General features: G+C 71.1%; 13 protein-coding genes. 5 read left to right on the top strand and 8 right to left on the bottom strand.

The annotated features are described in order from the left end of the window. Window positions 1-60: 60 nt before the first annotated feature. The 5 genes from DSM112329_RS17315 to DSM112329_RS17295 form a co-directional block, all read right to left on the bottom strand. On the bottom strand, window positions 61-294 hold the full coding sequence (locus tag DSM112329_RS17315) for a hypothetical protein (protein ID WP_354697806.1): 234 nt from the start codon (window positions 292-294) through the stop codon (window positions 61-63). A gap of 138 nt (window positions 295-432) precedes the next feature. Further along, window positions 433-1,332, bottom strand: coding sequence for a heme o synthase (locus tag DSM112329_RS17310; RefSeq protein ID WP_354697805.1), 900 nt, complete (start codon window positions 1,330-1,332; stop codon window positions 433-435). A gap of 40 nt (window positions 1,333-1,372) precedes the next feature. Beyond that, on the bottom strand, window positions 1,373-3,091 hold the full coding sequence (gene ctaD, locus DSM112329_RS17305; protein WP_354697804.1) for a cytochrome c oxidase subunit I: 1,719 nt from the start codon (window positions 3,089-3,091) through the stop codon (window positions 1,373-1,375). A 12-nt stretch (window positions 3,092-3,103) separates the two neighbouring features. Continuing rightward, window positions 3,104-4,018, bottom strand: a complete 915-nt coding sequence (coxB, locus tag DSM112329_RS17300) for a cytochrome c oxidase subunit II (RefSeq protein WP_354697803.1) — start codon at window positions 4,016-4,018, stop codon at window positions 3,104-3,106. 52 nt (window positions 4,019-4,070) lie between these two features. Then, window positions 4,071-4,886 (bottom strand): enoyl-CoA hydratase, encoded by an 816-nt coding sequence (locus tag DSM112329_RS17295; protein ID WP_354697802.1) that lies wholly within the window; start codon window positions 4,884-4,886, stop codon window positions 4,071-4,073. A 150-nt stretch (window positions 4,887-5,036) separates the two neighbouring features. Between DSM112329_RS17295 and DSM112329_RS17290 the strand changes: the two genes are divergently transcribed. Beyond that, a complete protein-coding gene (locus DSM112329_RS17290) occupies window positions 5,037-5,759 on the top strand; it encodes a gamma-glutamyl-gamma-aminobutyrate hydrolase family protein (RefSeq protein WP_354697801.1) in 723 nt (240 codons plus the stop codon). A gap of 63 nt (window positions 5,760-5,822) precedes the next feature. Here the strand turns inward: DSM112329_RS17290 and DSM112329_RS17285 are convergent, their stop codons facing one another. Continuing rightward, window positions 5,823-6,404 (bottom strand): RNA polymerase sigma factor, encoded by a 582-nt coding sequence (locus tag DSM112329_RS17285; protein ID WP_354697800.1) that lies wholly within the window; start codon window positions 6,402-6,404, stop codon window positions 5,823-5,825. Between the two features lie 193 nt (window positions 6,405-6,597). Here DSM112329_RS17285 and DSM112329_RS17280 point away from each other — a divergent pair, with 193 nt between their 5' ends. Beyond that, complete coding sequence (locus DSM112329_RS17280) at window positions 6,598-7,302, top strand: FHA domain-containing protein (protein ID WP_354697799.1); 705 nt, start codon at window positions 6,598-6,600, stop codon at window positions 7,300-7,302. Between the two features lie 57 nt (window positions 7,303-7,359). Here DSM112329_RS17280 and DSM112329_RS17275 read toward each other — a convergent pair whose 3' ends face one another. Together DSM112329_RS17275 and DSM112329_RS17270 are read right to left on the bottom strand one after the other, a co-directional pair. Continuing rightward, window positions 7,360-9,381, bottom strand: a complete 2,022-nt coding sequence (locus DSM112329_RS17275) for a protein kinase (RefSeq protein WP_354697798.1) — start codon at window positions 9,379-9,381, stop codon at window positions 7,360-7,362. Window positions 9,382-9,391: 10 nt separating this feature from the next. Next, the gene (locus tag DSM112329_RS17270) at window positions 9,392-10,390 is read right to left on the bottom strand and encodes an SDR family NAD(P)-dependent oxidoreductase (protein WP_354697797.1); all 999 of its coding nucleotides are present in this window, start codon (window positions 10,388-10,390) and stop codon (window positions 9,392-9,394) included. Between the two features lie 120 nt (window positions 10,391-10,510). Between DSM112329_RS17270 and DSM112329_RS17265 the strand changes: the two genes are divergently transcribed. The 3 genes from DSM112329_RS17265 (at window position 10,511) to trxB (ending at window position 13,516) form a co-directional block, all read left to right on the top strand. Beyond that, a complete protein-coding gene (locus DSM112329_RS17265; protein WP_354697796.1) occupies window positions 10,511-11,332 on the top strand; it encodes a phosphatase PAP2 family protein in 822 nt (273 codons plus the stop codon). Further along, the gene (locus DSM112329_RS17260) at window positions 11,329-12,453 is read left to right on the top strand and encodes a lysylphosphatidylglycerol synthase transmembrane domain-containing protein (protein WP_354697795.1); all 1,125 of its coding nucleotides are present in this window, start codon (window positions 11,329-11,331) and stop codon (window positions 12,451-12,453) included. Before DSM112329_RS17265 ends, DSM112329_RS17260 begins: the two co-directional genes overlap by 4 nt. Window positions 12,454-12,526: 73 nt before the next feature. Beyond that, window positions 12,527-13,516 carry a thioredoxin-disulfide reductase gene (gene trxB / locus DSM112329_RS17255; RefSeq protein ID WP_354697794.1) on the top strand — a complete coding sequence of 330 codons (990 nt, stop codon included), beginning with the start codon at window positions 12,527-12,529 and terminating at the stop codon, window positions 13,514-13,516. Window positions 13,517-13,521: the final 5 nt, after the last annotated feature.

Raw genomic sequence — 13,521 nt, 5'->3', positions numbered from 1 at the left:
CAAGACGCGGGCCCGAGGTGAGACGGAAGGCGGCGGCCGACGGGGCCGCGCTGTGGCCGCTCAGTGGTCGGCGTGGTGGGCCGGGAGCGACGCCATCTCGGCGCGCGCCTCCTGGATCCACTTGAACAGCACGACGACGGTCAGGATGATGCCGCCGACCAGGAGGAACTTGAACGATGTCACGCCGAGCAGCGTCGCGGTGACGCCGACCGTCAGCAGCAACGGGTGCAGGGAGCCGCCAGGGAGGTGGATCTCCTCGCCGGACGGGGGAACGGGCTTCTCGAGGTCGCTCATGGATCAGGCGACGTAGATGAGAGCGGCGACGAAGGTCATGCCGAACATGAAGAAGCACACGGCGCCGACGATGAGGCCGGAGCGCACGTTCTTGCGAGCGAGTTGACGGTCCATGTGGTTGTCTGCTTTCTAACGGGTTCAGAGCTTCGCGTCAGCGACCATCGCCAGGAACAGCGCGGCCAGATACGCGAGGGAGAAGAGGTAGAGCTTCAGCGCCGAGGCGCGGTCGGCCCGGCGGTACAGCATCACGGCGCCGACGATGAACGCGCCGCCGAGGGCCAGCGAGGCCACGAGGTAGATCGCGCCGAAGCTGCCCGCGCAGAACGGGAGCTGCGTCACGGCGTACAGCAGGACGCTGTAGAGGATGATCTGCCGGCGCGTCTCCTCCTCACCGCGGACGACGGGCATCATCGGGACGCCGACCTTGGCGTACTCGTCCTTCATCAGGATCGAGAGCGCCCAGAAGTGGGGCGGGGTCCAGAAGAACACGATCGCGAACAGGTAGACCGCGATCCACGAGACCGAGCCCGTGACGGCCGCCCAGCCGACCAGCGGCGGGACGGCACCGGCGGCGCCGCCGATCACGATGTTCTGGACCGTGCGGCGCTTGAGCCACATCGTGTAGACGAAGACGTAGCCGACGAAGCCCGACAGCGACAGCGATGCTGCGAGCACGTTGATCGTCAGCGACATCAGGACGAACGACGCGGTCGCCAGACCGATGCCGAACCACAGCGCGGCCTTGGGTGCGATCCGGCCGGACGGCACGGGCCGGTTGGCGGTCCGCTCCATCTGGGCGTCGATGTCGCGGTCGTAGTAGTGGTTGACCGCGCCGGCGCCGCCTGCGGACAGGTAGCCGCCGAGGCACGTGAGCAGGATCAGCCCGACGGACGGCGACCCGGCCACGAGCATCGTCGTGACCGTGGTGAGCAGCAGCAGCGACTGGACCTTGGGCTTGGTCAGCTGCAGATAGTCGTCGAACACCTGACGGGCGCCGGACCGCAGGACCGGCGCCGTGGTGACGGTGGATGCCTCCATGAAGGAAGAGACCCTAACTCGCGGGGGAGGGCGGTGCGCCCTAGCCCGTGAAGCCTTCGCTCTCGGTGGCGACTGCCACCGGAGCCTGCTCCGCCTGGCGCGCGACCTGACGGCGGATGTCCTTCATCGGCTCGACCGAGCGGATGCGGGGCACCGTGTCGAAGTTGTTCACCGGCGGGGGCGACGTCGTGAACCACTCGAGCGTGTTGCCCTTCCACGGGTCCGGGCCGGAGATCGCGCCCTTCTTGAGCGACAGCATCACGTTGACGACGGTCACGCCGACGCCGATCGCCAGGATGAACGAGCCGATCGTGGAGATCAGGTTGTAGAGCTCGAGGTGTCCCACGTCCGGGTACTCGTAGACGCGGCGCGGCATGCCGTCGAGCCCGATGGCGTGCTGGATCAGGAACGTGGTGTGGAAGCCGATCAGTATCAGCCAGAAGCTGATCTTGCCGAGCGTCTCGCCGAGCATCCGGCCCGTCATCTTCGGGAACCAGTAGTAGATGCCCGCGAAGATCGCGAGGACGGCGCCGCCGACCAGCACGTAGTGCAGGTGGGCCACCACGAAGTAGGTGTCCGTGAGCTGCCAGTCGACCGGGAACACCGCGAGGAAGATGCCGGTGATGCCGCCGATGAGGAACGTGAACAGGAAGCCGGCCGAGAACAGCAGCGGCGTCGTGAACTCGATCGTTCCCCGCCAGAGCGTGGCGATCCAGTTGAACATCTTCACGCCGGTGGGCACCGCGATCAGGAAGGAGCTCATCATGAAGAAGACGAGCACGATCGTCGGCGACGGGGTCGAGAACATGTGGTGCGCCCACACGAGCAGGCCGAGGAACGCGATGACAACGGTCGCGGCGGCGATCGCCTTGTAGCCGAAGATCGGCTTGCGGGCGAAGACCGGCAGGATCTCCGAGATGATCCCGAAGCCCGGCAGCACCATGATGTAGACCTCGGGATGCCCGAAGAACCAGAACAGGTGCTGCCACAGCAGCGGTGACCCGCCGTTGGACGCGTCGTAGAAGTGGGTCCCGAAGTGGCGATCGGTGAGCAACAGCGTGACCGCGCCGCCGATGACCGGGAGGGCCAGGATCAGCAAGACCGCGTAGGTGAGGATCGTCCAGCAGAACAGCGGGAGACGACCCCAGCCCATGCCGGGCGCCCGCATGTTCACGATCGTGGCGTAGAAGTTGATCGCGCCGACGAGCGAGGAGATGCCGGTGAGGTGGATCAGGAAGATCCACGCGTCCACGCCGCCGGAGGGGAGGTACTGCGACGAGCTGAGCGGCGAGTAGCACGTCCAGCCGCACTCGGGCGGGGAGAAGAAGATCGAGCCGTAGAAGACGACGCCGCCGGCGGCGAGCATCCAGAACGACAGCGCGTTCAGCTTCGGGAAGGCCATGTCCCGCGCGCCGATCATGAGCGGCACGAAGTAGTTGCCGAACCCGGCCATGATCGGGACGACGAACAGGAAGATCATCGTCGTCCCGTGCATCGTGAACAGCTCGTTGTACGTCTGCGGCGTCAGGAGCGTGTTGTCGGCCTGCGCGAGCTGGAGCCGGATCATCAGCGCCTCGACCCCGCCCAGCAGGAAGAAGACGAAGGTGAGGACCAGGTACATGATCCCGATCTTCTTGTGGTCCGTCGTGGTGACCCACGAGGTCCAGCTGGTGTTCTCCTTGACGACGGAGTGCGCGGTGATCTGGGGGACGGGAGCGGCGGTGCGCTGCGCCGGGAGGGTGATCTCAGGAGTGGCCATGAAGAGGGACCTCTAGGGCGTTTCGGTCTTGTCGGTTTCCAGCGTGTCCTCGAACTTCTTGCGCGCGATGGCGGCAGCCTTGTCGCCGGCCTCCGTGTCCGCGCGCTGCTGCTTGAGGAACGCCTCGAACTCCGCGGCGGTCACGGCCTTGACCCGAGCGGTCATGTTGGCGTGGTTGCGGCCGCAGAGCTCGGCGCACTGCCCGACGAACGTCTGGCCCGCGAGCTTCGCGGGGATCTTGAACCAGGTGTGGTTCGTGTATCCCGGGATGGCGTCGAACTTGCCGCCGAGCTTCGGGATCCACCAGGAGTGGGCGACGTCCTGGGCGCGGATGTCCAGCGTCACGGCCGTGTCGACCGGGACGACGAGCTCCTCGTAGGAGAAGGAGTTGTCCAGCGTCGTGTTCGGCGTGGCGTCCGGGTAGGTGAACCGCCAGACGTACTGCTGGCCGTTGACCTCGATGTTCAGCGACTTGCCGTTGGGCGGAAGGCGCTTGGACACACCGGCCGTCAGGACGCCGTCGGCGCTCTGGAAGCCGTTCGGGCCCGTGTTCGGCGGGTTGCGGATCCCGGGCAGCGCGGCGAACGTGAAGCCCGCGATGACGACGAGGACCACGGCGGCGCCGACGGTCCAGCCGATCTCCAGGCGCGTGTTGCCGTGGATCTGGGCGGCGACGGCGCCCTTCTTGGCGCGGAACTTCCACAGGCAGTAGAAGAGCGCGCCCTCGACCCCCACGAACACGACCACAGCGACCCCGAGGATCAGCTTGTAGAGCGTGTCGATCTTGTCCGCGTTCGGCGAACCGCCGGACTCGGGGGTGAAGAAGTCGGCGGACGCGGTCGAAGTCACCAAAAGGGACAGGACTCCGACGGCGACGGCGGCCAGCGCGAAGCGCCAGCGGGGTGAGGTGAAGCGGTTCGGTCGCAAGGCGGGCGGGATTCTATTCACGAAGCGGACGAGGGGTCGGAAGGCGGCACCGTCAGCACCCCTTGAAGGCGGTCGGACGCTTCTGCATGAAGGCCATGACGCCCTCGACGAAGTCCTCGGTCCCGGCCATCTCCTGCTGGGTGCGGGCCTCGAGCTCGAGCTGGTCCTGCCAGCCGGAGAGCAGCCACGCGTTCATGAGGCGCTTGGTCCCGGCGTACGAGGCGGTCGGTCCCTTCGCCAGGCGGTGCGTGATCTTTTCCGCTTCGGCGGCCAGGTCGGCGGCCGGCACGACGCGGTTGATGAGGCCCCAGCGCTCGGCGTCGGCGGCGCCGACCTGCTCGCCGAGCATCGCCATCTCGGTGGCGCGGGCCAGTCCGACGCGGGCCGCGACGAAGGCCGACGCGCCGCCGTCGGGGACGAGCCCGATGTTCACGAACGCCAGGAGGAAGTAGGCGTCTTCAGCCGCAATCACGTAGTCGCAGGCAAGTGCGAGGGACAGCCCGATGCCGACCGCGCCGCCGTTGACGGCCGCGACGACGGGCTTGTCGAGCGCGCGCACGGCCGTGATCACGGGGTGGTAGCGCGCGACGAGGGCGCTGTAGAGGTCGGGCTTGCCGGCGGGCGTGACCGTGCCCCCGGCGTCCTTCAGGTCGGCGCCGGAGCAGAACGCACGGCCGGCACCGGTGAAGCAGACGGCGCGGGCGTCCGGATCGTGGGTCACGACGGCGAGTGCTGCGATGAGGTCGGCGCTCAGCTGGGCGTTCCAGGCGTTCAGCGCCTCCGGGCGGGCGAGCTCGATCTTGGCCGCGCCATCGTCGCGCCAGAGGTTGACGGTGTCGTACTCCTGGACGAGCTCGAATCCGCTCACTGGTAGGCCTTTCGGGTAGTCGGACGCGCCGCCGGAAGACAGGGCTGCAGGTGCAGGCCTTCCGCGCTCATGGCGTGATCCTATGGACGGGCGGGCGAGGGTGACGCCAGACGTGTTCGGGACCGTCCGGCGCGCCGTAGTCTGCTGGGCGTGGCCCGCCCGACCATCGGCATCTGCACCTCCCTGGAACGCGCGCGCTTCGGCGCCTGGGACGACCCGGCGGCGCTCACGCCGTACGCGTACATCACCGCCATCCAGCGGGCGGGGGGCCTTGCGCTCATGCTGCCGCCGGACCCCGCTGCGGTCGCCGACCCGGACCCGGTCCTCGACCTCCTGGACGGCCTGATCCTCGCCGGGGGCGTCGACGTCGACCCGGCCACCTACGGCGCCGAGCGGGCGCCGCAGACGGCGGGCTGCGTCCCCGAGCGGGACGCCTTCGAGATCGCGCTCGCGAACCGGGCCCTCGCCCGCGACCTCCCGCTGCTCGGCATCTGCCGCGGGATGCAGGTCATGAACGTCGCCCGGGGCGGGACGCTGCTGCAGCACATCCCCGACCAGCTCGGGCACGAGGGGCATCGCCGGAACGTCGGCACGTTCGCCGGGAACGACCATGCCGTCCGCCTGCAGGAGGGCTCCCTGGCGGAGCGGGCAGCGGGCGAGGTGCGGCACACGACCTACTCGCACCACCACCAGGCGATCGACCGCGTGGGCGAGGGCTACGTGGTGACGGGCTGGTCGGCCCTGGACGAGCTCCCGGAGACGCTCGAGCTGCCGGGCCACCGGTTCGCCCTGGGGGTGCAGTGGCACCCCGAGGCCGACGAGACCTCGCGGGTCATCGAAGCATTCGTCGTCGAGGCGGCGCGCCCGGCCTGAGGTCCTGGCACGGACCGGACGGCGGTTCGTGGGCGAAGCTGCTGCCCGTCCCGCCCGTGACGGTCAGGCGGCCGGGCGCAGGTGCGCCATGCCCTGGCGCGCCCGGCACACCAGGGCCTTGCTCGCGCCCACCGAGACGCCGAGCGAGCCCGCGAGCTCCTCGTGCGGCCGGCCCTCGAGCTCGTGCATCACGAGCGCCGCGCGCTGCCGGGCCGGCAGCTCCTGGAGCCCGCCGACGATGACACGGAGCTGCTCGCGACGGCCGAGCGCGGCGTGCGGGTCGCCGGCCGAATCGGTCAGGACCCCCTCCAGCGCCTCGAGCGCGACGGTCGGCCGGGCGGCGCCGCTGCGCAGGCGGTCCAGGCACGCGTTGCGGACGATCGTGTAGAGCCACGGCTTCAGCGCGATGTCGCGATCGGTCTGCCGGCGCAGGAACGTCAGCGCGCGTACGAACGCGTCCTGGACGCACTCCTCGGCGTCGTGGTGCGCCCCGCCGAGGACCGTGCGGGCGTAGGCGATCAGCGCCTGCTCGTGCCGCAGGACCAGGGTCGTGAACGCCTGGTCGTCCCCGTTGCGCACGCGGGCCACGAGGGCGGCGTCGGCGTCGGTGGTGCGGGCTGCGGGGTGAAGGAGGACGGTGGTCATGGCGGTGGTGATCCTTGGGGTGGAACGGGGCGGTCTGGTTGTGGTCACAGATTCGGGCAGGACGGCCGCCGTTCCCAGCCGCCCGAGGGTGTGGCCTGCCCACCCGAGGTGGCGTCTTCCGCACCCCAGGGTGGGTTGCGCTGCCACACCCACCTGCTCGGCGGCGCCGGGGGGTGTGGCATCGTGTGACCCGATGGACGGTTCAGCGCGCTCACCGATGGCGGCCCACGTCGCCTCCCCGGCGGAGCTCCGCGACCGCATCGAGGCCGAGCGCCGCGGCCGGCCGTTCCTGGTCCTGCGCGAGGAGGACGGGCCGCAGCGGCCGCAGCGGATCGTCGACCTCGAGCCGGAGCTGTCGCGTCTGAGCATCGGTCGTGCTCCCCAGAACGACGTCGACCTGCAATGGGATACGGAAGTCAGCCGCCTGCACGCGGAGCTCGAGCAGATCGGCGGCGAGTGGACGGTCAGCGACGACGGCCTCTCCCGCAACGGGACGTTCGTCAACGGGAGCCGGATCAGCGGCCGGGTGCGCCTGCGCGACGGCGACGTCGTCCGGGTGGGACGGACCCAGATCGCGTTCAAGCGCCCGGAGGCGGAGGACTCGATGCCGACCCAGGTGGCCGGCGGGACCGGGCGCCCCGCGCTGACCGAGCTGCCGCCGCTGCAGCGCAAGGTCCTGACCGCGCTCGCGCGTCCGTACAAGCACGACGAGTTCGCGGTCCCGGCGACGAACCAGGAGATCGCGGACGAGCTGCACCTGTCGGTCGACGCCGTGAAGTCGCACCTGCGCACGCTGTTCGGCCGCTTCGGGATCGAGCACCTGCCGCAGAACCAGAAGCGCTCGCGGCTGGTCGCCGAGGCGCTGCAGGCCGGCCTCGTGTCGGTCCGCGACCTCTGAGCCGGCTCCCTCGGAAGATCACGCGGGTCAGACCCCCGGCGGGCTCCGCGGACCGGGTCAGGGGGCGACGCGCAGGTGGCCGGCGTTGCCGGCGGCGATGTCGGTGATCCAGATGTCCCCGCCGCGCGCGGAGACCGCGAACGGGTTCGAGAAGCCCTTGATCGTCTCCAGCAGCTGCGGGCCCTTCGCCGAGCTCAGGCGGGAGACCGTCCCCCCGCCGCGGTTGCTGACCCAGACCGACCCACCGCCGACGTCCACGCCGGTCGGCGTGATCCCGACCGGGAACGTCCCGCGGACCCGCCCGGACCGCGCGGCGATGCGGCTCACCGTGCCGTCGGCGCTGTTGCAGACCCAGATGTAGTTGTCGCCGGCGGCCAGCCCCTTGGGCAGGCCCCCGACGGGGATGCGCATCGCCTTCCCGCTGTCGGGGTCGATCTTCAGCACCGCGTCGTCGCGGCGTAGCGTCACCCACACCGAGCCGTAGCCGATCGTCATGTCCTGGATGCCCTTCGGCACGACGATGCGGCGGTCGCGGATGCCGGTCTTCGGGTCGAACCGCAGGATCTCGTTCGGCCGTCGCAGCGCGACCCAGACGCCGCCCTGTCCGGTGGCGACCGCGACCGGCAGGCCCTTGGGCAGCTGGACCGGCGAGCCGGTGGTCGCGCCGGTGTCGATGTCCCGTCGCAGCAGCGACCCGGTCTTCTGCTTGGCGATCCACAGCGTCCCGTAACCGGCCGCCAGCGAGCCGACGCCGACCCCGACGTCGATCGAGCCCTTCTCCTTCAGCGTTCGCGCGTCGACGCGGACGAGGCGGGAGGACGTGGCGCTGGCGACCCAGACGGTGCGGGCGGTGGCGACGACGTCGTTCGGGTTGCCCTCGACGGGGATGGTCGCCGTCAGCTTCGCCGGCTCGAATCCGCGGGCGGGCTCGACGGGCAGGCGCCTGGCCGTCGTGGTCGCGTCCGGACGGACCGGGTCGTCGCCGGACAGCAGCAGCAGCGCGGTCACCCCGACGACGGCAAGGACGCTCAGCGCGGCCACGAGCAGGAACGCCGTCTGCGGACGGGTGCGGTGGGTCTGGCGCTCGCCGCGCGGCGTCTGGGCGACGGTCGCGGACTCGCCGGGGGCGACCGACGGCTGCGACCCGGCGGCCGGGGCGGGGGAGGCCATCGTCAGCTCGTCGACGGGGGGCTCACCGCCGTGCGGTGCCGCGGCCCCGGTCGCGACCGTCCGCTCGGGCGTCACCGGTGCCGGCGCCTGGCCGACCGCCGCCTGCATGGCGCGGCCGAGGTCCCCGGCCGAGGGGTAACGGTCCGCAGGGTCCTTGGCGAGCGCACGCGCGACCACGGCGCCGAGCGCGGCCGGCACCGAGTCCGGCAGCGCCGCCGGCGGGTCGTGCAGGTGCGCCCACAGCGTGCCCTCGTCGCTGTCGCGCTGGTGCGGCGGGGTCTGCGTCAACGCGTGGAAGAGCACGCAGCCGAGGGCGTAGACGTCGGTCCGCGCGTCGACGGCCTCGCCGCGGATCTGCTCGGGCGAGACGAAGCCGAGCGTCCCGACCCAGCCGCCGGCCTGGGTCACGCCGGACACGGAGTGCACGCGCTTGGTGAGGCCGAAGTCGGTGAGGTAGGCGTGCTCGCCGCCGCCGAGCAGGACGTTGGCCGGCTTGACGTCCCGGTGGACGATCCCCGACGCGTGGGCGGCGTCGAGCGCCGAGGCGACCTGCGCGAGGATCCGGACCGCGCGGGCGGGGTCCAGCGGGCCCTCGCGCCGGACGAGCGTCCGCAGGTCCTCGCCGCTGACGTAGCGCATCGCCAGGTACAGCCGGCTCTCGTTCTCGCCCGCGTAGAAGACGGGGATGACGTTCGGATGGTCGATCCCGGCGGCGACGCGCGTCTCGCGGATGAAGCGCTCGCGGAACAGCGGGTCCCCGGCCAGCGCGGGGGCGATCAGCTTCAGGGCCACGGTCCGGTCCAGGTCGAGCTGCGTCGCCCGGTAGACGACCCCCATCCCGCCACGGCCGGCGACGGCGTCGATGCGGTGCCCGGCGAACGCGTCCCCCGGGTGCAGCTCGTCGATCACTCCTTGGGTTCTACCCCAGCAGACCCTGTTCGCGAAGCCAGGCGCCGGTGCGCTCCATGCCGGCCGCGAGGTCGACGCGCGGCTCCCAGTCGAGCTCGTCGCGCGCGCGGGCGTTCGGATAGGCACCCCCGCGCGTGATGTAGATCAGGGACGCGCGGGCGAAGATCGGCGGCTTGCCCGTCACCCGCGAGCGCAGCTCCTCGGCGGCGGCGACGGCGGCCATCACCGGGCGGGGCAGGGTCGGGACCGCCTCCTTGCCGAGCATGCGCGCGTAGTGGGCGAAGAACTCGGCGGCGGTGACCGGGGAGCCGTCGTGGGCGATGTAGGCGCGGCCGGCGGCGTCCGGGTGCACGAGGGCGCGGACGACGCAGTCGACGAGGTCGTCGACGTAGATCGGCGTGATGATGCCGTCGCCGCGGCCGGGCAGGAAGAAGCGGCCGGCGCGCATCAAGCCGACGGGCCGCACGGTCCACGGGATCGAGCCGGGGCCGTAGACGTCCCCCGGCCGGACGATGGCGGCCCCGCGGCCGAGCGCGAGCTCGTGCGAGGCGGTCTTGGTGTCGACGTAGACCGCTCCGGTGGTCCGCGTCGGTGCGTCCTCCGGGAGGTCGCGCGCCGCGTCGTACCCGAGCGTCGCGACCGAGCTCAGGTGGACGGCCCGCAGGACGCCGGCGTCCCGGGCCGCGTCCAGGACGTTCCGCGTCCCGCCGACGTTCACGCGCACGAAGTCCGCCATCGCCCCGTGCTCGGCGACGAGCGCCGCGGTGTGGACGACCCCGTCGCACCCCTCGACCGCGCTGCGGACGGCCGCGGCGTCGGTCACGTCGACCGCCCGGAACTCGGCGCCGGCGGCCCGGACGACGGTCTCGGCCGCCTGCGTCAGGTCGAGTCCGACGACGTGCGCGCCGTCGGCCGCGAGGCGCTGGCACGTCGCGAGGCCGATGAACCCACCGGCCCCGGTGACCGCGATACGGGAGCCGCGGATCTGGGCGAGCGGTTGGCCATCCATGCCCGTACCTATACTCACCGCGCGTTGCGCCTGTCCAGCCGTGCCAAGCGCGGCGCTGCCTGGGGGGTGGTGGCTGCCGGAGTCGCGGCGCCGCTGATCCGCCGGAAAGCCCGCCTCCCCGTGCCTGTCGTGACCGCTGCCGCGGTGGCGGCGCCGTTCGCGCTCTGCGTGGCGGTCCCGCGCAGCCGCACGCGGGACGTCGCGACGTGCGTGCTGCAGATGTGGGGCTACCTCGCGCACTACGAGATGCCCTACGACGACCCCGATGCCCTCGAGGGCCGGGTCCGGGTCGACTACCCGGTCCGCATCGACCGGCTGCTCGGCCTCGGCATGCTGCCGGGCGCGCGGCTGCAGCGACGGTTCGGCCGGCCCGGGTCGGTGCGCCTTCCCGAGCAGGTGCTCGTGTGGTCGCACTGGCTGTGGTTCCTCGTGCCGCACGGGACCGTCGTGTACATGCTGTTACGGCACCGCGACCGCTTCGAGCGCACCGCACTGCACACCTACGCGGTCTTCGACCTCGGGCTGATCGGCTACTGGGCCCTGCCCACCGCGCCCCCGTGGTACGCGGCGCAGCACGGCCGCGCCCCGGAGATGCGCCGGATGATGCGGGAGCACGGCGAGGAATTCTGGGGCGAGAACTGGGATCGCCTGTACGGTTTCCTGGGAGGCAATCCCCTGGCTGCAATGCCCTCGCTCCACTTCGCGACATCCGTGATGGCCGCGCACCTGCTCGACGAGGTGGGGCCCAAGCACGGCGCGGTGGGCTTCGCGTACGCCGGCACGCTCGGCGTCGCGCTCGTCTACCTGGGTGAGCACTACGTGATCGACCTGCTCGCGGGGCTGGCCCTGACGGAGGGGGTCCGGCGGGCCGCGCCCGTGGTCGCGCCCGCGCTCGGACGCATCGGGAGCCTGGTCCAGCAGCACGAGATCAGGCCGGCATGACGGGCGACACGGCACCGCCTCAGGTCGACGAGCAGCGCTCCGCTGCGGACGACGACCTCGACGAGGCGATGCCGAAGATGCAGATGACGCGCGACCGCGCGTTGCTGCTCGGCCTGTTCATCGTCTCCGTCATCGCGTTCCTCTACTTCGTGCTGCCGGAGCTGTCGGACGTGAACGCCGGCCTGGGCAACCTGAAGGACGCCGATCCGGTCTGGATCGCGCTGGCGCTCGTCTTTCAGATCCTGGCGATGGCGAGCTACGTGATGATCTTCCAGGGGATCCACGTCCCGCCGAACTCGGTCATCACGTACCGCGAGAGTTACCTGATCACGATGGCGGGCCTGGCCGCGACGCGCCTGTTCGCGGCGGGCGGGGCGGGCGGGGTCGCCTTGACCGCGTGGGCGCTGCGGCGGTCCGGGATGCCGCGCCGCGAGGTGGCCGAGCGCATGATCGCCTTCCTCGTCCTGCTCTACGGCGTCTACATGGCCGCGCTGCTGGTCGGCGGCCTCGGCCTGTACTTCCACGTCTTCCCCGGTGAGGACAGCTTCGCGCTCACGCTCGTCCCGGCGATCCTCGCCGCGGTGGCGATCCTGATCATGCTCGCGATCGGCCTGGTGCCCGACGACCTCGAGCGCCGCCTGGACAGCTACAAGCCGAAGAACGCCCAGGTGGCCGCGTTCGTCCGCCGCCTCGCGACCGGTCCGGCCTCGCTGTCGGGCGGGGTGCGGTTCGCGCTGCAGTCCCTGCGCCGGCCGGACCTCGCCATGGTCGGGACCATCAGCTGGTGGGCGTTCAACATCCTCGTGCTCTACGCGGCGTTCCAGGCCGTGGGCGAGGCCCCGACCGTCGCCGCCCTGGTGATGGGCTACTTCATCGGGCTGCTCGGCAACCTGCTGCCGCTGCCCGGCGGGGTCGGCGGGGTGGACGCCGGCATGGTCGGGGCGTTCATCGCGTTCGGCGTCGACGAGTCGACGGCGTTCCAGGGCGTCCTGATCTACCGCGTCTTCGCCTTCTGGCTGCCATCGATCCCGGGGGCCATCGCGTACTTCCAGCTCAGGCACACCGTCAACCGCTGGAAGGAGCAGCGGCTGGCCGAGAAGGCGCTGCAGCCTGCTGTCTGACGCCCACCGGGCGCTACACTATACAAAGTGAAGTGGTCCCAGATCCGCCCACGAACCCCCAAGAGATGACCTAATGAGCACCACCGAGACCCCCATCGAGAACGTCGTCATCGTCGGCAGCGGCCCTGCCGGCTACACGGCGGCGCTCTACACCGCGCGCGCCGACCTGCGTCCGCTCGTCATCGAGGGCTACCTCTGGGGCGGGCTCCTGCAGCAGACGACCGAGGTCGAGAACTTCCCGGGCTTCCCCGGCGGCGGCATCGAGGGTCCGCAGCTGATGACGAAGATGCGCGAGCAGGCCGAGGACTTCGGCGCGCGCTTCATGACCGACGAGGCGACGGAGCTGAAGCTGTCCGACGAGGCCGGCGGCGTGCACGAGGTCCACGTCGGCGACGAGGTCATCCTGGCGCGCACGGTCATCCTCGCGATGGGCGCAGAGCACAAGAAGCTCGGCGTCCCCGGCGAGGAGGAGCTCAGCGGACGCGGCGTCAGCTACTGCGCGACGTGCGACGCGGCTTTCTTCAAGGACAAGCCCACCGTGATCGTCGGCGGCGGCGACAGCGCGATGGAGGAGGCCATCTTCCTCGCGAAGTTCTCCTCCAAGGTCGTGGTGGTGCACCGGCGGGACGAGTTCCGGGCGTCGGCGATCATGCTCGACCGCGCGAAGGCCGTCGAGAACCTCGAGCTGCTGACCCCGTACGCGCCGGTCGCGTTCGAGGGCGAGCCGCAGCTGCAGACGGTGCGTCTGCGCAACACCGAGGACGACAGCGAGAAGACGATCGAGATCAACGGCGCGTTCATCGCCATCGGGCACGTCCCGCAGTCGGGCATCGCGGCCGACCAGGTCGAGACCGACGACGATGGCTACGTCGTGACCGAGGGCAAGTCGACCCGCACCCGACGGCCCGGCGTGTTCGCCGCCGGCGACCTCGTCGACCACACGTACCGCCAGGCGATCACGGCCGCGGGCTCCGGCTGCCAGGCCGCCCTGGACGCCGAGTGGTACCTGCGCGACACGCCCATGAAGCCGCTCGCCGGCGCGGGCGACGAAGCCCAGGCCTGAGCGAC

Origin of the sequence: Paraconexibacter sp. AEG42_29, from assembly GCF_040581415.1 — a bacterium.
Classification (GTDB): Bacteria; Actinomycetota; Thermoleophilia; order Solirubrobacterales; family Solirubrobacteraceae; genus Paraconexibacter.
The sequence above is the reverse complement of the archived record's forward strand: the minus strand, read 5'-3'. Positions and strand labels throughout refer to the sequence as shown.